The sequence below is a fragment of the Streptomyces sp. HPF1205 genome (genome assembly GCF_020400825.1).
Taxonomy (GTDB): domain Bacteria; phylum Actinomycetota; class Actinomycetes; order Streptomycetales; family Streptomycetaceae; genus Actinacidiphila.
The window spans coordinates 11,658-31,888 of record NZ_JAINVH010000043.1 but is presented as its reverse complement, the minus strand read 5'-3'; the positions used below and the strand labels follow the sequence as shown (position 1 = coordinate 31,888).

12 protein-coding genes and 3 pseudogenes are annotated in these 20,231 nt (G+C 68.8%); 9 read left to right on the top strand and 6 right to left on the bottom strand.

The window, feature by feature from the left end; all coding sequences use genetic code 11:
* The first annotated feature begins 218 nt into the window (after positions 1–218).
* Positions 219–1,844, top strand: coding sequence for an FG-GAP-like repeat-containing protein (locus K7G61_RS32140; protein WP_225850633.1), 1,626 nt, complete (start codon positions 219–221; stop codon positions 1,842–1,844).
* A gap of 400 nt (positions 1,845–2,244) precedes the next feature.
* Here the strand turns inward: K7G61_RS32140 and K7G61_RS32135 are convergent, their stop codons facing one another.
* From K7G61_RS32135 to K7G61_RS32120, 4 genes and pseudogenes are all read right to left on the bottom strand, one after another.
* Positions 2,245–3,171, bottom strand: coding sequence for a hypothetical protein (locus K7G61_RS32135; RefSeq protein ID WP_225850630.1), 927 nt, complete (start codon positions 3,169–3,171; stop codon positions 2,245–2,247).
* Positions 3,172–3,415: 244 nt separating this feature from the next.
* Positions 3,416–5,006 (bottom strand): annotated as a pseudogene (locus K7G61_RS32130) (serine/threonine-protein kinase).
* 301 nt (positions 5,007–5,307) lie between these two features.
* Positions 5,308–6,567 carry a hypothetical protein gene (locus K7G61_RS32125; protein WP_225850629.1) on the bottom strand — a complete coding sequence of 420 codons (1,260 nt, stop codon included), beginning with the start codon at positions 6,565–6,567 and terminating at the stop codon, positions 5,308–5,310.
* 145 nt (positions 6,568–6,712) lie between these two features.
* Positions 6,713–7,399: pseudogene (locus tag K7G61_RS32120) on the bottom strand (type I restriction endonuclease subunit R); the annotation flags it as partial.
* Between the two features lie 89 nt (positions 7,400–7,488).
* Between K7G61_RS32120 and K7G61_RS32115 the strand changes: the two are divergent.
* Positions 7,489–7,794, top strand: coding sequence for a hypothetical protein (locus tag K7G61_RS32115; protein ID WP_225850628.1), 306 nt, complete (start codon positions 7,489–7,491; stop codon positions 7,792–7,794).
* A gap of 257 nt (positions 7,795–8,051) precedes the next feature.
* On the opposite strand, the pseudogene K7G61_RS36695 reads toward K7G61_RS32115, so the two are convergent.
* Positions 8,052–8,597 (bottom strand): annotated as a pseudogene (locus K7G61_RS36695) (class I SAM-dependent DNA methyltransferase); the annotation flags it as partial.
* 879 nt (positions 8,598–9,476) lie between these two features.
* Between K7G61_RS36695 and K7G61_RS32105 the strand changes: the two are divergent.
* The 4 genes from K7G61_RS32105 to K7G61_RS32090 all read left to right on the top strand — a co-directional run bounded on the left by K7G61_RS32105 (position 9,477) and on the right by K7G61_RS32090 (position 14,729).
* Positions 9,477–10,061 carry a hypothetical protein gene (locus tag K7G61_RS32105; RefSeq protein ID WP_225850626.1) on the top strand — a complete coding sequence of 195 codons (585 nt, stop codon included), beginning with the start codon at positions 9,477–9,479 and terminating at the stop codon, positions 10,059–10,061.
* Positions 10,062–10,180: 119 nt separating this feature from the next.
* Positions 10,181–11,731: a DUF6119 family protein gene (locus K7G61_RS32100; protein ID WP_225850625.1), complete on the top strand. Its 1,551-nt coding sequence runs from the start codon at positions 10,181–10,183 to the stop codon at positions 11,729–11,731.
* Positions 11,701–11,871 carry a DUF6119 family protein gene (locus tag K7G61_RS32095; protein WP_225850624.1) on the top strand — a complete coding sequence of 57 codons (171 nt, stop codon included), beginning with the start codon at positions 11,701–11,703 and terminating at the stop codon, positions 11,869–11,871. Before K7G61_RS32100 ends, K7G61_RS32095 begins: the two co-directional genes overlap by 31 nt.
* Positions 11,872–12,077: 206 nt before the next feature.
* The gene (locus K7G61_RS32090) at positions 12,078–14,729 is read left to right on the top strand and encodes a UvrD-helicase domain-containing protein (protein ID WP_225850623.1); all 2,652 of its coding nucleotides are present in this window, start codon (positions 12,078–12,080) and stop codon (positions 14,727–14,729) included.
* 133 nt (positions 14,730–14,862) lie between these two features.
* Here K7G61_RS32090 and K7G61_RS32085 read toward each other — a convergent pair whose 3' ends face one another.
* Positions 14,863–15,090: a hypothetical protein gene (locus tag K7G61_RS32085; protein ID WP_225850622.1), complete on the bottom strand. Its 228-nt coding sequence runs from the start codon at positions 15,088–15,090 to the stop codon at positions 14,863–14,865.
* A gap of 279 nt (positions 15,091–15,369) precedes the next feature.
* On the opposite strand from K7G61_RS32085, the gene K7G61_RS32080 reads away from it, so the two are divergent.
* From K7G61_RS32080 to K7G61_RS32070, 3 genes are all read left to right on the top strand, one after another.
* Positions 15,370–16,662 (top strand): hypothetical protein, encoded by a 1,293-nt coding sequence (locus K7G61_RS32080; protein WP_225850620.1) that lies wholly within the window; start codon positions 15,370–15,372, stop codon positions 16,660–16,662.
* A 141-nt stretch (positions 16,663–16,803) separates the two neighbouring features.
* Positions 16,804–18,906, top strand: a complete 2,103-nt coding sequence (locus K7G61_RS32075; RefSeq protein ID WP_225850618.1) for an McrB family protein — start codon at positions 16,804–16,806, stop codon at positions 18,904–18,906.
* Positions 18,899–20,152, top strand: a complete 1,254-nt coding sequence (locus K7G61_RS32070; RefSeq protein WP_225850617.1) for an McrC family protein — start codon at positions 18,899–18,901, stop codon at positions 20,150–20,152. Before K7G61_RS32075 ends, K7G61_RS32070 begins: the two co-directional genes overlap by 8 nt.
* Positions 20,153–20,231: the final 79 nt, after the last annotated feature.

Here is a 20,231-nt window from a genome sequence, read left to right as displayed (position 1 = left end):
CCGCTCCGCGCTTGCCCCACACACCGTCACCGTCCAGGCCCGGCATAGGATGTCGATCCCCCCGCAGGATGCGGGCTCAGGGAGGGGAAACACCGTTGCGTATATCCAGGAAGCGGCGTGTCGCGCTGGCCGTCGCCACGCTCGGAGCGGCGATCGGGTTCACACCGGTGCAGGGCGCTGTCGCGGAAGATCCGGCATCGCCTTCAATCGGGCTCACCGTGGTTCACGACCTGGATCTGTGGGGCCCCGCGCAGGAACTGGACATCACCCTCACCGCGCCACCGGTATCGGACGCCTACGTCAAGCTGGAAGTTCGCGGAAGCCAGCCCGGCCTGCACGTCACCGACGAGGCGGGCAACCCGCTCACGCTCGGCCCGGCCACCGGCCCCTACGCGGGCTCGTACCAGGAGATCACCCTCGGGGCCCAGGACAGCGACGGCAACGGCATTCCCGGCATCCCCATGACCGCAGGAGTCATCCGACTCCACCTCAGCGCCCAGTACCCCGTCAGCAGCGCGATCGCCCTATCTGCGCTTCTGGTCGACGGCGCCACGGGCACTACCCTCGCCTCCTCCCGCCCCGACCCCACCGGCCTGTACGTCTGGGGCCCGGACATCGACACCAGCTGGTACGGCCCCGACGGGAGCCCGGACTTCTCCGATCAGGTGCAGGTCGTCACAGGCGCCCCCCACGCCGTCATCGAACGGCTCGACACCCACATGAACTCCGCCGGGACCACCCCCGCACCCGTCACCCACACCCGGTTGGTCTTCACCGCCCAGCAACTGGCCGCCGCCGGCTACAGCCCCGCACAGTTCGCCACAGCGGTCGCAGTTGGCTACTCCCCCGACACCAGCGGCTTCACCCGACTGACCTGGAACCAGAACCCGGACGGCTCGGTCAGCGCCGACCTGCCCGCCATCGACTGGCACACCCGGAAGATCATTCAAGCGGATCAGTACGTCAGCTTCCGCGTGCCGTGGGGCTTCCCCGCAGGACTGCTTGCCGGTGCGCTACAGATCTACGACGCCGACGGCAGGCAGTACACAACCCAGCCCAACACGCTGCAGGTCACCGCCGACATCCGCCCCGCCTCGCTCCAAGCGGCCTTCTACGCCCGCGACAGGGCCGGCGAGCTGTGGCAGTACCGCGGCGAGACGTACGTCTCCTCCAGCGCCTACTACTACACCCGCCGCCCTGTAGGCACTGGCTGGAACACCTACAACGCCTTGACCCCCCTGTCGTCCTTCAAGAACAACGGCACCGGCGATCTCGTCGGCCGGGACCACGACGGCGTGCTCTGGTACTACGCCGGCACCGGCAACCCCTCCGCCCCCTTCGCCCCACGCGCACGCGTCGGCGGGGGCTGGAACACCTACAACCTGCTCACCGGCGACGGCCACCCCGACCTCCTCGCCCGCGACCACGACGGCGTCCTGTGGCTCTACCGCGGCACCGGCAGGGTCACCGCGCCCTTCGCCTCGCGTATCCGTATCGGCGCAGGCTGGAACACCTACAACCTGCTTACTGGAGCAGGCGACATCACCGGCGACGGCCACCCCGACCTCCTCGCCCGCGACCACGACGGCGTCCTGTGGCTCTACCAGGGCACCGGCAGCACGACGACCCCCTACAAGCCGCGCATCGAGATCGGCCCCGGCTGGCAGCACTACACCCACATCACCGGCATCGGAGACCTCCTCGTCAACGGCCACACCGACCTCCTGGCCACCGACACCAACGGCACCCTCTGGTACTACCAAGGCACCGGAAACCCAGCAGCGCCCTACAAGGCCCGCGTCAACATCGGCACCGGCTGGAGCGGCTACAGCACCCTCCTGTGACGGGAGACCTCCGCTCAGCGGGACAACGCCCCAAGTCCGCCACGCGGTATACATCTTCCTCAGCGGCAACGTTCCGCTGGGGTAGGTGCGCCATCCGGAAGGCCTGCCTAAGGTCGCCGGCACTCGGGACGCCACAACCCGGGACTGCCAACGCCAATGCGCAACCGCGGGCCCGGCATCGGCCTGCGAGCGAGCCGCCCGCGAACGGAATGGCTGCGCGAGGTGCCGTACGTCAGGGTGATTACGTTGGTCCTCGTGCCCCTCACCGCGTTTGAGATCAGGGAGGTCCGGGCGATAGGACCACTGGCCAGCCGGGGAGCCGGCTGCCCTCGACAGCGGTTGGGTTACCGGACGGCGATAAGCAGCGGGACGAAACGGGGCGATGCCAGCGGGGGGTTGGTCAGGCAGATCGCTCGGCACCGTAGTAGCCGTGGTGCATGCGGAACCTCATGGGGCCGGTGCCATGTGCTTCGATGTGGCCGATCAGGATCGACCGCAGCGGCTCGGGCAGTTGCGTGCCGTGCGCTTCGGTCCATTCGAGGGAAGCGAAGAGTTCAGCCGCGCCGTCGAGCTGCGCCGGGCTGGGCGGGCAGGTGGCGAGCGCGGCAAGGACGAGGTCGGAGTCCTCGGCAAGCAGTTGCTGCTGGATTGCCATGTCGTACCACTTCAGGCCGCCCGTGGACTCCCTTGCGGGGATCCCGGCCCATGCCAGCAGGACGCGGATCCGGTCGATCGCGTCGGGGTATTCGTGTTGGACGTGCGTGGTGAGCCGGGCCGTGGCGTCGCTCAGTCGATCCGACCAGGCTTGCAGGTCACGCCCCGGCGGTTGGGCCACGTCCATGGCCGCGTCGCGCAGCCCGGCGGGCGCGGCCTGGAGCCACCGCAACCGACGCAGGTTCGCCTCGGACTCTTGGGCGGCCAGCTCCGCCTGGACCTCGCGAGATCCGGTCAGACCCCGCTTGGCCAGCCACGCGGTGAGCGCCGGGCCGTCCCGCAGGTCGGCATCGCAGTCACCAACCCCGCGGAGACCGGATTGGTGGTGCAGCGTCCAGCAAGCGATCAGCTCACCGTTCGCGTCGTGAACCATGATCGTCGGCCAGCCGTCGCACCGGCACCGGTCGCCTGTACCGCCGTCCACAATGGTCAGCACCTGGGCCAAGCCGGCGATCTCGGCACCGGTCACTACGATCCGCGCGGCGTCGGCGGAGTCCGCCTCGTCAGGCGGTGCCTCGACGATCACGACATGCCCGGCGCGGTTCAGGACATCGCGCAGGCGGGCTGTCGTCGGAGCGCCCTCAGCCACGCCAATGTTTCCCTCATAGACCACGTCCGCGAGGATATCGGCGCCGTTCCTGTGACGCCCCTCATGTCTCGGCAAACCGCCCTTCGAGCAGGGATGAGCGGAGCCGTAGCTTCTTCCCCGCCCAGATACCCTGGGAGCCGCCCCGCTCCGGGTAGCCTAGCCGTACCCGGGAATCTCCCTACTGGCGGCCCGGCGCAGCATGCCGACCGTGTCTCCCGCAGATATGCCCTCCTGCAACTGCCGGAGCCCTGCGAGGTCTGCCGCTGGCTCACCCTGGGGCGTCACCGTCGAGCCCCAAGCGGATCACGGCGAGTGCCTCGGCGATCTCGACCGTCATCTCGTCATCGGGGCCGAATACCGTGCACAGGTCCTGGTGGAGCGGTTCGAGGATCTCTCGGGCTTCGGCGGTCCGGCCTTGGGCGAGCAGCAGCATCCCGATGTTGTGCCGCAGTTCCACAGCCTCCTCGCTGAGGTCGCTGTCGACGGTTCTTACGACATTGAGCACGCCCTGGAGAGCCGCGAGCGCTTCGGTGACCTGGCCGAGTTCGGCCCGGCAACGGGCTGCTTGGGCCCGGCAGGCACGGGCCTGTTCACCGGTTGGCCCCGCAATACGGGCGTACGCGTCGGCGAGCGCGTCGAACTCCGGCAGGGCGGCCCGGTAGTCGCCGCCCAGGAGCCGGATCGCTGCTCGCCGGCGGCGCAGCGCCAGGACCTGCTTGCTCTCGGAGCCGAAGGCCTGGGCGGCCGGCTCGATGACCTCACCGAGCACCTCGGCGGCCTGCGCGAAGCGCTCCTCCTCCAGCAGAGCGTCGGCGTGAGCGTAGGCCGCCTTGATGTCCTCGCGCAGCTGGGCAGGAACGGGAGCCGGCTGGGCCGCCGGGGTTTCGGCTGCCGACACAGACCCGTTGGCAGGGGTGGTCTTGGTGCGGGCACGGGGCGCGTACGGATGGCGGAAGACGACCGTCGGGTCGGGCGCGTCGGCCGGCCCCGCTTCTGTCGGGCCCGGTTCCTGGCCGGGCGGCGGGAGGAACGGCAGGAGGCGCGCGTACACTTCCTGCGTGTCGGCGGCCGGCGCCTCGGGGGCCTTGCGCAGCAGGTGCAGGACGAGTTCTTCCAATGCCTCCGGTACGTCGCGGCGCAACTGCCGCAGTGGGGTGGGGGCGGCATTGACGTGCTGGTACATCAGCAGGAACTCGCTGTCCGCCTCGAATACGAGGCGGCCGCTGAGGAGCTCGTGGAGTACGCAGCCCAACGCGTACAGGTCGGTCTGCGGGGTGATGCGTCCGCCGCGCACCTGCTCGGGTGACATGTACTGGTAGGTACCCGACGGGGCTGCCGGTCGCGGTCAGTTTGGTGACGTCGGTGCCGAGGATCGCGGCGATGCCGAAGTCGAGCACTTTCACGGTGCCGTCGCGCGCGACCAGGATGTTGCCGGGCTTCAGGTCCCGATGGATCACGGGTACGTCGTGCGCGTACGACAGGACCGTCGCGACCTGCGCCGCGACCGCGGCGGCCCAGGTGACTGACAGAGGCCTGGCGGGGTCGATATAGGAGGACAGCGGTAACCCATCGACCAGCTCCATCACGAGGTACAGCCGCTCGTACGATGCGTCGAGCACCGCGTCGTACACCTGCGGCACCCCGGGGTGCTGGATGCGCGCGGTGATGCGGGCCTCGCGGCGGAATCGTTTGGCGAACTCCTCGGCCAACTGCGGGGAGACCACCGCCGCCTGCCGGATGAGCTTCACGGCGACGGGCCGGTCGAGCACGGCGTCGTAACCGCGCCACACGTCACCCATGCCGCCGTGGCTGAGTTCCTCCAGCAACTCGTAACGGTCGGAGATCGCCTCTTGCGGCACCTTGCCCCCGGTGTGCGTGATGAACGGTTACGGTCAGAAATCGATAGTGGCCGCCGCCTCGATCCGCCGTCCAGGCCAGCAATACGGCAGGGTTCGTGAGCGGCGGTACGGCGGCCGGTCGGCTATGTCCCGGCAGGACGTCTCCGCCCTGGCCTTCTTGCCGGCGTTCCCCCGGCGCGGTTGCCGGCCCCAGCAAACGGCGAGGTGCTCGAGCAGGAGCATGCCGCGGCCGGTGCCGCGGAGGGCCCGTTGATGTCGCTACGGCCGGTGAGCCGCCGGTGCGGTTTCGGGCACCGCTCGCTCAGCGCTCCGCATCGCGCTCCTCCTGGTCCCCATCCCCGAGCCAACGGCGCGCTTGCCCGGTGATCCCGCTGGACAACTTGCCCACTGCGGAACTGGCCCGGTCGAGGGTGTCGTTGCCAAGGCTCCTGGCGGCATCGACACCCTTAGCTCCGACCTCAAGCGCCTTGTCCCTCGCTTCCATGGCCGCGTCCGCCCATCGTCTCTCCTCCGATGACTGGCGACCGGACTCGATCCCGAGCCGCTCGTAGAAGTCATGGACACCGGCAGCGACAAGGTTGCTCGACTGGACCACGGCCGGGGACTTGTTCGGGTTCAGCAGCACCTTCGCGTTCGCCGAATCGGCAGCCGCGTTCATCCGGGCCACCAGGCGCTCGGTGCTCCGCGCGATGTGCTCCAGCCGATCCTGCCGGGCGGCCTTCAGCCCGAGACGATGCCCGTCCAACTCCTCCGGGGACGCGTCCAGCACCCGGTCGAGTTCGAGCACAGCGATCGCGTCCTTCAACTGGAAGCAGCGAGCCAGCACTGCGAGCCACTCCCGGGCTGTCGACTCGGCTTCCTTGGCCGTCGCCGCGAGATCACCGATCTTGGCCTTGCCTTCCATCTTCTCCGCGAGTGCGTCGAGTTGGCGCAACGCGTAGGCCTGGGTATCGGCGATCGTCGTCGGCGCGGTCTGCACCTTCGACCACATGATCTCGTCGACCCTGCCTCGTTTCTCCCGGATGGTCATGGTCTCCTCGATGACGAAGCCCACTCCGATCATGCGGGCCAAAGCCGTGTCCTTCTGGGCGCGCAGCACGTCGTCGACCTTCTCGTCGATCGTGGCGAGATAGTCGGTGATCTCGGCCATGCTCTGCTGCATCGCGACCTGCGCCATGATCCCCGCGGCGCCGGCGAGCATCTCCGGGTTGGTCAGGAGCGATCGGGGCCCTTTCGCAAATTCGAGGAATCCCCTGATCTGGCCTTTCTGCCCCCTCACCACACCTGTGCTGAGACCCGTCTTCGAGCTCTTCCTCAGCCCGTACTTCTGGATCCGCTGTGCCGACTCCCGCGTCAGCTTCACCCAGCGACCGGAGTTGGCGGCGATCTCCGAACCTGCCTGCGCCGCTGCAGCCCCGATACCGGCGACGGACTTGAGCCGTTGCAGTCCGAGGTCCTTCGAGGCCAGTCCCTCGGAGGCGAGGAAGCGGTCGACATCCGTCGGATTTCCGATGACCGCCAGTCCGTCGCCGTCGCTGATCAGCTGAATCTCGTTGTCCATCGCCCGTTCCTGAGGGTGGATTCTCATGGTTGAGGGGTGCATAACGCTTCGGCGGCCCGCACCAGCGTGTCAGCCGTCTTCTCCGCACGGCTACGGCGAGCCCAGGGAGTACCCCGGTTGGCATGGGCGGGCCGGGGCGTACCCGTCATACGTCGTCCAGGCCTTCCTCGCGGCGGATCATCCGCCAGGCTGCCTTGCGGGCGCTGCGGTCCAGGCTGGACTTGAAGCCCTTGTCGGGGCCGAAGTACTGGCGGCCCATGTCGGCGACGGAGTCGAAGTGGTCGGCCATCTTGTCGGCGAAGACCGGGTCGAAGACGAGCCCGAAGTTCTCCTCGCCGTTGACGACGGCCGCCGCCCGTACCTTCGGGTCGGCCATGGCCTCCTCGAAGGGCCGGATGACGTCCTGCTCGGTGAAATCCGTGCCGAAGCATTCGTTGAACTTGTCGATCAGCTCCGACAGCAGCGACTTCTCCGGCTCCTGTGCGCCGCCCGCCCCGTCGGCGAAGCCCGGCATCGTCGTCGGTCCCTCGACGGTGAGGGCCATGTCGTACTCGCCGGTCTTCTCCACCCGCAGGTGGCTGAGCTCGATCTCGCCTATGTCCACGCCGCCGTCCCCGCCACGGGGCAGCCGGTTGAGGAGGTAGCGGCCGTAGAGGTGCAGCCGCTCCAGTTCCGCGTCCCGGTAGGGGACGATCTGCACGAGGAAGCCGTACTTCCTGACATAGTCGTTGAGGTCGGCGCGGAAGTCCTCCGCCGTCTGCTGATCGTCCTCGTCGTCGCTGTCCTGGAGCGCGGTGAAGCGGGCCACGGCTGGAGACAGCAGCCGGTACAGTCCCGGACGGGGGACTCCCGGCCGAGATGTCCCGGGCAGTGAGAACCGGCCGGTCCACGGTGGGGGCGGCGGCGCCCTTGGAGCCCCGTGTGCCGGGCGTCGCTGCCCGCAGCACGGTCAGGGCCCCCCTGCGCGCCAGGTCGGAGACGGTCGCCGTACGCCACTCGCGGGCCGAGGCCCCCGACGGCTGCAACTCGCTGGAGTCGGATGCGGCTGCCAGGGCGGCGACCTGCTCGACCAGTTGCCCGTACAGGTCGTGGACGCGCCGTGCCAGGGCCGCCGGGTCGATGTCGCCCGCGGTCGCCCGCACATGGCGGGCCGGGGTGACGTCGACGATGTCGTCGAGGAGCTCGACGAGCGGCACCGCGCGGGCGACGCCGGGCTCGCCCGCGTAAGTGTCGGGGGCAGCAGTGAACGCGGCCCACTGGGCGAGGACCCGGTCGGTCAGCCCCGCCCAGTCGAGGGAGACGGCGGAGAGGGACGAGGCGGGGGCAGCCGAGCCGGAGGAGGAGCCGGTTCGGCGGGGGTGTGTGCCGCCACGGCTGCCGGCCTTATCGGTGGCGGACGGCATGCCCGCGCCGCCGTCCCGCTGCTCGCCTTCCCCGTCGACGAACAGCACTGTCGTACGGTCCGCGGCGCCCGGCTCGGGGCGCTGGAGTACCCAGATCTGCACGCCGATGTGGAGCGGGTATGCGGCACGGGCCGGCAGGGAGACAACGGCCCGCAGCGCCCCGCTGCGGATGAGTTCCGCGCGGATACGGCGACCCGAGGAGCGGAAGGCCAGCGCGGGCGGCAGCAGCATGACCGCGTGGCCGCCGACCGCCAGGTGAGCGAGGGCGTGCTGCGCCCAGGCCAGCTCGGATTCGGAACGCGGCGGGACCCCGTACGCCCATCTGGGGTCGTATGCCAGCTCGTCGTGGCCCCAGTCGCGGTCGGCGAAGGGCGGGTTGGACAGGACGGCGTCGACGGTGACGTCGGGGAAGGCGTCGTCGCGCAGGCTGTCGCCGGAGCGGATCACCACGTCGGCCTCAGGGACGGCGATGAGGAGCCGGACCGCGCTCCGCTGCACCTGGACGGCCAGCGTGTCCTGACCGAACAGCTCCCGTGCGCCCTGCCAGGCCGCGGCGGCCAGCAGCGTGCCGCTTCCGCAGGCGGGATCGAGGATCCGGGTGGTGCCGGCCGGCAGCAGCCGAGCCATGAGCAGGGCCAGGCCCTCCGGGGTCTGGTAGACGCCGCTTGCGGCACCTTCATCCAACTCGCGCTCGGCGAGGACGTCGAGGGCGGCCTGCGGTCCGGCCGCACGAACGCAATCGAGCAGTGCACGGATCGCGCCCGCGTCGCCCGGGCTATAGCGGACCGGCTCGGGCTCCGGCACGGCAGCCGGGAGTTCACCCGCGGCCTTCTGCACTGCGGCGATGAGCTGGTCGTCGGGCGCGGTGGCGAGTTCGGCCAGTTCCTCGGGCTTGAGCCGGGATACGGCTGCCACCACCAGGAACAGCCGCCCGATCACACCCGAGCCGGGTCCGAGCAGGCGCAGCGCCGTGTGAAGCTCCTCGGCCGGCGAGGCACTGGAGGTGTGTCCGCGCCCCAGTAGCCATGCCTGAATTGCCGTCAGGTCGTAGAGCGGGCTGCTCTCCGTACCCCCGCTGGGGGCGGGGAAGTCGTCGTGGCGGCGACGCCAGTTGCTGACGGTGGCGCGCGTGACCCCTGCGATGCGGGAGATCTCGGCGGCGGTCACGTGCGCCGAGGTGGACGGAGGGGCTGGTGGCTGCTGGGGCATGGTGTGGGGTCCTGCACCTCTCGGGCCAACGGGTGACGGACGTAAACACTTTAGCACGCTCGTCAAACGCTGCAATTTGATTGACAACGCTTTCACTGACTTGCTTAGCTAGTGACGCTCCCACGGCGAGGGTAGTCGGCCGGCTCCGCAATACGCCGGTCGCCCTACGACGTCGTGCGCCCGTTCCGCCCCCACCCCGTACCTCCCCGCGGTGGCACGCCAGGCGTCGCACCACTTGGAGAGGTCTCCCGCACCGCGGGCGCCGCGCACCACACCACACACACCGGAGGAATCCGCATGCCCACCCCGCCCCCGCAGTCCCCGTTCGGTCGGCCCTCCGGAGAGGGCTGGAGACACCTGCCACCCGCGACGCCGCCTGCCAGGAAGCCGTGGCGCAGCAGGACCTGGTTCACCCACGGCGCGGTCGCGCTCGTCGCGCTGGGCCTCGGAGCCGGGTTGGCCGGCGGCGGCAAAGCGGGCGACGCACAGGCCGCGAGTCCCGAACCGACCGCCACGCGGCCGACCGTCTCGGCGGATGCCGGGTCCAGGACCGCCGCCCCCGCACCGGCGGTGACCACGGCCGAGCCCACGACGCAGACGCGGGAGCCGAAACCGACGACCACGCCGCCGCCCAAGCCCGTAGCCGCTCCCGAGGTCTCCGGCGACGGCGAGTACCTCGTCGGCCAGGACATGAAGCCCGGCACGTACAAGACCTCGGGACCGGCCGATGGGCTGTGCTACTGGGAGCGGGACAAGGACTCCAGCGGCGAGTTCGACTCGATCATCGCGAACGGCACCCCGACCGGAACCGGCCGGGTGACGGTCAAGAAAGGCGAGGTCTTCAAGACCCAGGGCTGCGAGGACTGGACCAAGGTCGGCTGAGCGGTAGGGGGACCACTGACCCACGCCGAGCCTCGGTTCGCAGGGGTCGAGCCGGCCCCGCATGCCTCCCGAACCACTCGCGAACAACGAAGTACCGATCAGTCTGGAGGAGCCGCTTCATGAGCAGCCAGAGCCGCAAGACAGCCGCGACGCGCAAATCCACTCTTCACCGTCTCGCCGTTCCGGCCGACCGCACCGTCGAGCTGCGTGGCTTCGTCCGCAGCAACTACCTCGAGCGCCCTGGTTACCAGGTGCGGGAGTGCTCCCGCGAGGGAATCGAGGGTCTGCTGGTCACTGGCGGAGTGCCCCGAGACAGGGCCGACTGGTGCTCGGCCGTCGAGGGCATCACCGGGCTCCAGGTGAACGAGCGCAGCCACTCCGCCGCCGGGCTCGTCCTCATGCGTACCGGGCAGGGCGTCTACGCACTCAGCTACGGCGTCGGCGCCCACATGCTCGACCCGTACTTCCGGGACGACGATTTCGGGCTCGAGTTCGCCACCCGCTGCCTGGACGAGGCGGGCGTCATCAAGGTCCGCAATCAGATCATGGACGGGCGCGGACGCGTCGATGAGTACTCGGTCGCCCGTGGCGAGCGCATCGACGGCTTCGGACTCGACCGGTTCGGCGCCATCGTCCGCCGCATCTGCGGAACGGTCAGCGGCATAGAACTGACGTCCCTGCGCTCGGGCAGGGCGCAGCGCGTCAAGGTCGAGTGCGCCGAGTCGACCATCAAGCTGCCCCTGGCCACCAGCCCGGAGGAATTCCTCAGCGACCTGCGTGCCGTCGAGGAGGTGTGCGCACGTGAGGAGCCACTTCCGGAACTCGGTTTCGTCGCCCGTGTGCGCGCACTCGATCCTCGGGGCCGGAAAGCCACCGATGCCCAGGCCGTCCTGGAACGGCTGCTCACTGATCCGGACAGTCCCCGTCTGGCGATCGGCGTTCCGGAGTCGTGCCAGGAGGGCTTCGGCTCCGCGCAGTCCTTCCGCCTCACCCGCGGAGCCCGCAGCGTGACCACGACCGACATGGATCTGCCTGCGCTGCTGGACTCGATACGGGACGCCGAGGAGGGCCACCGTATGAAGGCCCTCGGCCAGGTCCAGGTCATGATGTACAGCGACGACGACCAGCGGACGCCGGCGAGTGCCTCTACAAAGGGCCGGGATTGGCTCATTGCCGACATCCCGGTCGCGACCGACCGCTGCTTCTACGGCCAGGGAAAGTGGTACGAGGTCGGGGAAGGGTTCATCGAAACCCTGGAAGAGGAACTGCAGGAACTCTTCGGCAAGGAACCGACCGTCGTCCTGCCCCCGTGGCCCGAAGGCGAACGCGACAGCAAGGGGCGCGACAAGCACGATGAAGGCTGGTACAACGAGCGCGCAGCCGAGCGCACGGGCTACATCCTCTTCGACAAGAAGAGCATCGTCACCGGCAAGTTCAACGGGGGCGGCCTGGAGATCTGCGACCTTCTCGGTCCAGAGAATCAGCTGATCTGCGTCAAGAAAGCCACATCCAGCACGGGCACCGCGCCGCTCAACCACCTCTTCGCCCAGGCAGTGACCGCCGTCGAGACCCTCCGCGGCGACGGGCGGATCCGCAGCCAGTTCCTCGGCAGGTGGCCGCGCACACGCCCGGGCACCGCATGCTGGAGGACTTCGGCAGCCTGCGCGTAGCCTTCGGCATCCTCCTGAAGGGTGGCCAGGACGTCACCGTCGACTCTCTTTTCGCCTTCGCCCAGGTGTCCCTTCTCCAGTCGGTACGCAGGCTCCGCGCGATGAACGCCGACGTCGAGATCGTGCCGATCCGCCGCTGAGGACGGCGGTTGCCCTGGGAGGACCCTCGGACAGGACGCCAGACCGCGCTCGGCAGTGAGGCCAGAGGCCCTCTGTTCAGCACCCGGGATGCGTTGTGACGATTTTGCATCGATGGAGCGCAGAAAGCGTGAAGAACCTATTATCGCCCCGAGACGCAGACGATGGGGCTCAGGGCCACCACAGAGCACGGTCAGGAGCGGCGCCCATGGCGAAATTACACCGGAGCGCGGTCATAGCCCGGGAACAGCAGGGCGTGGATCTGGCGTACGCGTGCCTCGAACAGCGCGGCGCGACTGATGCGGCGGTCGACGCGGCCTACCGGGAGCAGAACGACATGCCTGCGCCCGGCGCTTCGGGCACCTCTTCGGACCGCGACGCTCCCTTGGTGTTCATGCGCGTCGGCACCCGCTTCGACGAGTCCTTCCTCGTTGGACGGCGGGCAGTGTGGGACGAGGAACGCGAGCTGATTGTCCTCTCCTCTGCTGCGCAGAAAGCCGTCGAATGGCGTCTGGCGACGCAGGACGACCCTGGTGAGGTCGTCCTGCGGCGGCAACTCCGTTTCAAGCAGCGCGCACCGCGTCGAGTAAGCGACTACTTCGACGAGCTCCTGTTGAGCGGCCGTGAGCCAGTTTTCAAGCCCCCTCTGGCAGAGGATGATCATGTCGTGGACTCTCCGCAGTCCACCGCGTCCGAGCTGCCAGAGAACACCCGGGAGAAGGCTGCTGCGGAGCCGGCGGAGGAAGCGTCTGCCCCATCGCTGCACGATCTCCTGGTCGACGACCTCGACCTGCCACGCGATGGAACCATGCGCGACATCGTCGAGACAGTGCAGCGTGAACAGCTCCTTCTGGTGGCCCACGAGCGCCCGGGGGCCCTTGTCATCCAGGGCGGCCCAGGGACCGGTAAGACGGCCGTCGGCCTCTATCGAGTGATGTGGCTGCTCGACAACAAACACTGCTCGGCAGACCAAGTCCTCGTGGTGGGCCCGCATCAGGGTTTTCTCGACTATGCCGGGCAGGTCCTGCCCGCTCTGGGCGGTGGAGCCGTGACTACCATGACCATCGACCGGCTTCTCACAGGCGACAGCCCCCGACGGGCGACGGCAGCGGACTCGTCCGAGGCGGGATTCCTCAAGGGTGACGATCGGATGGCCGACACCCTTCGCCGCGGCGTCGAGGCTTATTGCCGGCCACACCGCTCACGCGTGGACCCGCTCCTCGTCGAGGACGCTCACGGAGAGCGGACCCTGTTCTGGTTCATGTGCAAGGGCCGCCGCTACGAGACCGATGTCGCTCCGCTGCTCGCGTTGGCCCGTGAAGTACTGCGCGAAGCCGGTCCCTACAACGTGCGCCAAGATCGCTTCCGCCTGCGCCTCGCGGGAAAACTACTGCTCTCAGTACGCACCGCGGTACCGCAGGACATTCTGGCAAGCCAGGAAGTCGCGACCTTCATCCAACGGGTGTGGCCGCGGCTGAACGCCGTGGACGTGTACAGCAAACTCCTGAAGAGCCAGCGACTCCTGGCTGAGGCCGCACCGCTCCTAACTGCCGACGAAGTCCACGCCCTCCGCTACACGGGCGCCGGCAAGACCATGTGGACCGCTTCCGATCTGGTATGCCTGGACGAACTGGACTGGCTGCTGAACGGGGCCGACGGTCATCGTACATATGCTCACATCGTGGTCGATGAGGCACAGGACCTGACGCCTATGCAGGCGCGCGCTCTGGGTCGTCGCTGCCCATCCGGTTCGTTGACCGTGCTCGGTGACCTGGCCCAGGCCTCCGGGCCCCACACGTACCAGTCGTGGCGCGAGTTGATCACATTGCTCGCCGACGGCTCACCATGGACCGTCGAGGTTTTGAAGACCGGTTTCCGCCTTCCCCCCGAGGTCGCCGACTTCGTCGCGCCTCTCGCCCGGGCAGCCGCACCCCGTGTGCCCATGGCGTGGTCTGTCCGCCCCAGGCTCGACGGACGGTCCGTGACCATAGCCCAGGTGACGGACCCCGACCTGCTGGCAGAAGCAACCGCCCTGCGCGTCAGCGGGTTAACCGAACTACAGGACGGCAGATCCACCGCCGTCATTGCCCCGCAGGACGACATGCTCATCGCGGCCCTGCGTGAGGTCCTCGCGCAGGTGTCATCGGCCCACCCATTGCCGGTATTGCGTCCCGAAGAGGCCAAAGGCATCGAATTCGATCACATCGTGGTGGTGGAGCCCGCTGCTATCTCTGCCGGCACAGCTGCCGGTCTTCGGGCTCTGTACGTTGCGTTGACGCGCTGCACCCAGACGCTCAGCATCGTCCACCACGCCGTTCTCCCCGCTGCACTCGCCGGCGCTCCCGTGGACCGGAGCACAGCCGCGCCCTCGTCTGGACCCACGCCGCCTCTTACCCCCACCTCCGAGGAAACACTGCCGACCATGTCGTCCCGCATCGTCGAACCGAACAGCACACGTCCGCCGACCGGCTTTGCGGACTTCCTGCAGGCGGCGGTGGCTGCCGACCGCCGACAGGCCGTTCACGAGCGGCTCCGGCACCAGCTCCTCGCGCAACTCTGGGAAAGCGGGGTACCCGAGGACAGCGCCACCGCGGATATCATCCGTTCCGACGACACCGGCACCCACCTCTTCGAGGTACTCCACGCCGAGAGACCGAACTACCTCGATCTGCGCGAGGCGGCGACACGCGCAGCAGAGATCCGCTTCGGCCTGGCCCGTACCGTCGACTGTACGTTCCTCGTCTGCGCATCCGCTCCGGTCGAACCTTGGGCGATCGAGACCGTTGAAGGAGCCTTCGGCGTCTCCGTGATCTGGTGGGACAACGGGAGCTGGCACGGCGTGAGTGCCGGCCTCCTCTGACACCCGACGGCACCGCCGCGGAGCAGTCATCCCGCCGTAGCCCCGGCACCGCCGCCCACGCCTCGACAGGGCCGTAGCTGGCGGCGTCGGCGGGTGCGGTCTCGCAGCCGCTGCCCTGCCGGGCAAATTCCGACTACGCCAGCCGGTAAACGGCCCGGTCCGGATCCGGTCTTACGAGCAGGCCCTCCTTGGCGAGCGTACGCAGGTTGTGGCGGGCTGCTTTCCCGGCGGCTTCCTCGCTCGCCGGCTCGTACCCGGCGACGCGCAGGGCAAGTACGGCGCGCTCCGTGTCCCAGGTCCCTCCCAGCCCTTGGATCATCATGGCGAGCGCCTGCTTGTGAGTCAGCGGCTTCTCGGTCATCGTCCCTCCCCTTTCCAAGACGTCCACAGCATGACGCAGACGCAGTGACGCTCCCGCGAGGCCCGAGGCTCCAGGCAGGTTCGACCTGCAAGAGCACAATCCGAACCACCGCACCCGCGTACCGCGCGAGGGGACGCGATCCGTCCAATCGAACAGCCATTCCGCTGCATCGACCGAAACCTCTGAGAGAACGAAACGAGTCGTCCTAGGCTCGGATGACGTCTCAGGACGCCGCTGCCCGTGGAGCGCTGCGGCTCGCCACCGACAGGAGTGTGTCCTTTGCCTTTCCCGCCCAGCGACATGGTCGCCGCTTTCGCCGTGCACCTGCAATTCAAGAGTCTGGAACAGGCCCTGCGGAAACGCCACCCCGCGTTGGCCGAGCGGACCGGTTTCGACGACTCGCAGGGCGGGATGCTGCTGAAGGTCGCGCTGACCGGCGGTCGATCGGTCGCCCTGGCGCACGTTCGTATGGGACATGCCATCGTGTGGGCCGTGGTGGATCCGGTTCTGGACAGCGAACCGTCCGTGTGGCCGCTGAACACACCCGATGACGCACTCGTGGACGCCGTAGCCGCCCATGCGTCGGCCCACCTTGGTGGCGAGCCAGTCGCATCGCCATGGCGCTGGCACGAGAGCGAGCCCTCGGAGATGACCGAACTGGCCGACCTCCTGGACGCCGCGGGCATACGAGTGAGACGCGTTGCCGCCGGGAACGGGTACTTCGCCTACGGTCCCCGCTACGCGCTGAAGCTCGACATCGTGGGCGGATACGGAGGGAAGTTCGTGGAGATGGAGTTCCCCGAGGCTTTCGTTCGTGTCTGTCTCAAACCGGCCCTCGGCTGGCTCGTGGACGTGCACACGCCGCAGTGGGGTGGCTGGGGCCGGCTCCGGCTCGACCGGTGCTTGGGCCGCATGTCCTCCCCCAGGCCTGGCCTGCCCCGTGCGGACGTGTCCGTGGAGGAGATCGCGGAGCTGCTGCGCAAAGGGCCGGCAACATGGGACATGGAGTCGCCCTGGACAGCATCGCCATCTCGCGCCGAAAGCTCCGGCTTTCCCGAGCCCATGCTGCTGGAAGGCCTCTTCGAGGACTCACCCGTACAGGAAATGCTGCCCGAGTGGCGGGAGTCACTCGGGGGCAGCGCTGCTCTCGATGATGAGGGAACAGCGCGACACCGTGTGGGTCCGCTCGCACCGCAGGAGATCACGAAAGCGGTCCTCCGGCAGCTGACCGTCCTCGGCTTCTCGGACCTGCAGGCTGGTGGTGCCGGCGTTCCGATCGAGTCCGGTGCGTTCCACTTCGAATGGCGCAGTGCCGCCAAGGATCTGTCAGCACCCGAGATCCAGCGACTGAACGGCCTTGCGGCGGCGGCCGGCGACGATCTGCCCAAACGCCTGATCGTCATCACCTCCGGCGGTCTCACCCGCCCTGCAGCGGATTTCGCCGACAAGGCCAAGGCGTACGCCTTCCGTCTCAACACGGCGACGGGCCGACTGACAGCCCTCAACTCCCTTGCCGACGAGGCGGCCCTTCCTGTGCAAGCGCCTGGCGAACGGGCACTCGAACCCTGGTGACCGCGGGCCGTATTGGTACGGGCGCTCAGCTTGCCGTTCGACCTTGCGCTGTCTGGCACCGCTGGAGGTTGTTCGCTCCTTCCGAGCCCGAGCCTTTCCGTTATGGCACGTCTGAGCTGATGATCCGGCATCATGCCGTCCATGACGGAGGAGACGGACCTGCGGGTGGCAGCGGCAGCATTCGACCGAAGCACCGCGAGGAAAGCCGAGGCAGACGCTGAGGACGAGCGCAAGCAGGTGCTGGCGTGGTTTCCGCGGGAGGACTGGGCGGCGTTACCGCTGTCGCGCTACGCCCTGGGCCAGGCAGCGCCGTCCGGGAGCGGGCCGACGTACTGCCGGCTGATGGAGTTCGGCACGCCGAGCCTGGGAAGCATCAGGGGCGGCAGCGCCGCGAAGCACATCATGTTCCGCCACCATTCCGGTGAGTGGCGCATGGCCGCTCCGCTGCGCGGGATGGAGCCGCAGGAAGCATGGGAGGAGTTGCGGGGACAGTTCATGCGGGCCTTCGAGGCGGCGGCCGTTGGCGATTTCGAGGCCGTGGACGACCTGGAGTTGCTGCGGTTCGGGCCCGCGCTGGTCACCAAGTCCCTGGCGACGTACTTCCCCGAGCATTTCCTGCCGATCTACGCCGGTGAGCATCTGCGAAGGTTCGTGAGGCTCCTGGGTGGCTCGGGGCAGGCCGACGTACCTGCCTGGCACAGCAACCGACAGCTGCTGGACCTCGTCCGCTCCCGCACGGAGTTCGACGGCTGGAGCGGGCAGGAGGTCATGCACTTCCTGTACGAGAGGTTCGATCCGCGTCCGCGGCAGCGCGCCATCTGGAAGATCGCGCCGGGTGAGCGCGGACGGCTGTGGGAGGAGTGCCGCGAGGGCGCAGTGATCCGGGTCGGATGGGATGAACTCGGTGACCTCGGCCAGTACCAGAGCGACACGGAACTGAAACAGGCACTCGACGCATATTGGCCGCGCAGCAGCGGAGCAAGCCTGACTCTCGCCCGAAGGCTGCTGGCCTTCCGGGACCTGGAAACCGGTGACCGCATCGTCGCCAACCGTGGGACGGACGAGATCCTCGCCACCGGCACCGTCAGCGGCAGCTACCGCTTCGAACCCGACCACGCCGAATACCGTCACGTCGTCCCCGTGTCCTGGGACGACTCCCACGCCCGGAAGCTCCCGAAGCCCCAGCACGGCTGGCGCTCCACATTCGCCAAGATCGACCCGACGCTCTTCGCCCGGCTGACCGCGGACCCCGCCGATCCGGTCACGGAAGGGGCGCAGCCGCACGCCGGTTCTTCCGTCACGCTGCCCGAGGACGTCGAGGGCGTCCTGGAGGCGCTGGGACGCAAAGGCCAGGTCATCTTGCACGGACCGCCCGGCACGGGAAAGACCCGGCTCGCGCTCGGCGTCGCCCTCGCTCTTGCGGGCCGGACCGAAGCACTCGACTCCACGCCGGAGCGACGGGCCGCCGCCCAGGCGGAGATGCTGCAGGGCGGCCGCATCCGCATGGTGACCTTCCACCCGTCCTACGGCTACGAGGACTTCGTCGAAGGCTTCAAGCCGGACCTGACCGCCACCGACCCCGGACTGACCCTCGCGCTCACCGACGGCGTCTTCCATACCCTGTGCGCGCAGGCCGCCGCTCACCCGGACGAGACGTTCCTGCTGATCATCGACGAGATCAACCGCGGCGACCTCCCGCGCATTTTCGGTGAGCTGGTCACCCTGATCGAACTCGACAAGCGCGGCCTGCCCCTCACCCTGTCCGTCAGCAGGCGCTCCTTCGCCGTTCCGCCGAACGTACGGATCATCGGCACCATGAACACGGCGGACCGCAGCATCAGCCACCTGGACGCCGCCGTGCGCCGCCGCTTCGCCTTCCTGCCGGTCGGCCCCGACCCGGACGCCGTATCAGGCACGGTCGGCCCGCTGGACCTGGCACAGTTCTTCGAGTCCCTCAACACCCGCATAGCCCGGCATCTCGACTCCGACCACCAGATAGGGCACGCCTACCTGCTGCGCGACGGCGAGCCCATCGCCACCGAGGAGGACCTGGCCGCAGCCTTCCAGCACGAGGTGGTCCCGCTCCTGGAGGACTACTGCCTGGGCCGCGCCGACCTGCTGCACCGCATCCTCGGAAGCCTGGTCGACGAGGAGACCGGACGTCTCGCGCAGATGTCGCCCCAAGACCTCCCCGACGCTTTGGCTACCGAGTTCATCAGCGGCCCGACGGGGACCGATGCGTGAAGGCAACGAGGTCAGGCTCGCGGAGTACGGATCGACTCTCCTGGCGGCCGACCAGCTCACGCATCGGGATCTCGATCGGATGCGCGCGCTTCAGGCACGCCGCTGTCTGACACTGGACCAGGTTGCGAACGGATGGCGCCTCAAGGCCGACGCCACCGTCGGCGTCCTGGCGCTCGACCGCATCCGCCTGGTCATCGAACCCAAGTTCGCGATCCCGGGCGAGCAGCTCATGACCTGGCTCGCCTACGCCCTCGGCGCCCCGCCGCCGCTCCCCGCCACGGCACGGCGCTGGACCACCGGCCCGGAAGGCTATGCCGATCTCGTTGCAGCGGCATTGCTCGAGCAGTGCGAGCAACTGGCACGGGAAGGACTGCGCCGGGATTACGTACGCCGGCAGAGCCTGGAACCCGTCCTTCGGGGACGTCTGGACATCACCGCCCAGGTATCACGGCGCTACGGGCAGCTCGACCAGCTGCACGTCCGCACCTTCGACCGCGCGGCGGACATCTGGGACAACCGCGTCCTGGGCACGGCCCTACGGATGGCCCACGCCCTGACCGATCATGCCGACCTGGCCCATGACCTCCGCACCGTCGCAGACAGCTTCCCGCAAGCCCCCACCCCCAAAGCCGCGCTCCACGCCCTGGACCGCACCCGGTACACCCGCCTGAACGCCCGCTACGGTCCCGCGCACACCTGGGCCCGCCTGCTCCTGCGCGGCGGAGGGGTGGCAGACCTCCTCACCGACCAGGGATACACCGCGAACGGCCTCCTGCTGGCCATGCCCGCGCTCTGGGAAGCCGTCGTCCGGCGCCTGGCCACCGACGCCACCGCCCCGCACGGAAGGCACATCGTCTCCAGCAGCGGCGCCACCGGCATCACCGTACGCGGCGACCTGGGCAACCCATCCACCTTCCGCCCCGACGTGCTCCTCAGCATCCCCGGGCCCGAACCATCCGTACGCACCCACCTGCCCCTGGACGCCAAGTACAAGCGCTACGACCACCACGGCGTCAGCGCCGCCGACATCCACCAACTGCTCACCTACAGCGCCGGCTACGCACCGGGCACCCGTCCACAGGCCGTGATCATCCACCCGGCCCCAGGCGGCCACTCCCACCGAACCCTCCAGGTCAACGCCCCACAAGGCACGCTCGGAAGCATCCACGTCCTCGGCATCGACACCCACGCACTCCCGCAAATGGCAGCCCAATGGATCAGATCGACACTGCCCTGGCCCCGCTGACGGCCGTAGGCGCCGATGGCCGGCAGCAGCCTTCAACCGCTGGCTCGCCCTTCTGCTGGCCTCATCGGACCAACAGACT

Coding starts and splice junctions, on each gene's coding strand:
- K7G61_RS32090 (WP_225850623.1), top strand. CDS start 12,078: ATGGCGAAATTACACCGGAGCGCGGTCATAGCCCGGGAACAGCAGGGC.
- K7G61_RS32100 (WP_225850625.1), top strand. CDS start 10,181: ATGAGCAGCCAGAGCCGCAAGACAGCCGCGACGCGCAAATCCACTCTT.
- K7G61_RS32075 (WP_225850618.1), top strand. CDS start 16,804: ATGACGGAGGAGACGGACCTGCGGGTGGCAGCGGCAGCATTCGACCGA.
- K7G61_RS32070 (WP_225850617.1), top strand. CDS start 18,899: ATGCGTGAAGGCAACGAGGTCAGGCTCGCGGAGTACGGATCGACTCTC.
- K7G61_RS32095 (WP_225850624.1), top strand. CDS start 11,701: ATGCTGGAGGACTTCGGCAGCCTGCGCGTAGCCTTCGGCATCCTCCTG.
- K7G61_RS32085 (WP_225850622.1), bottom strand. CDS start 15,090: ATGACCGAGAAGCCGCTGACTCACAAGCAGGCGCTCGCCATGATGATC.
- K7G61_RS32125 (WP_225850629.1), bottom strand. CDS start 6,567: ATGGACAACGAGATTCAGCTGATCAGCGACGGCGACGGACTGGCGGTC.
- K7G61_RS32105 (WP_225850626.1), top strand. CDS start 9,477: ATGCCCACCCCGCCCCCGCAGTCCCCGTTCGGTCGGCCCTCCGGAGAG.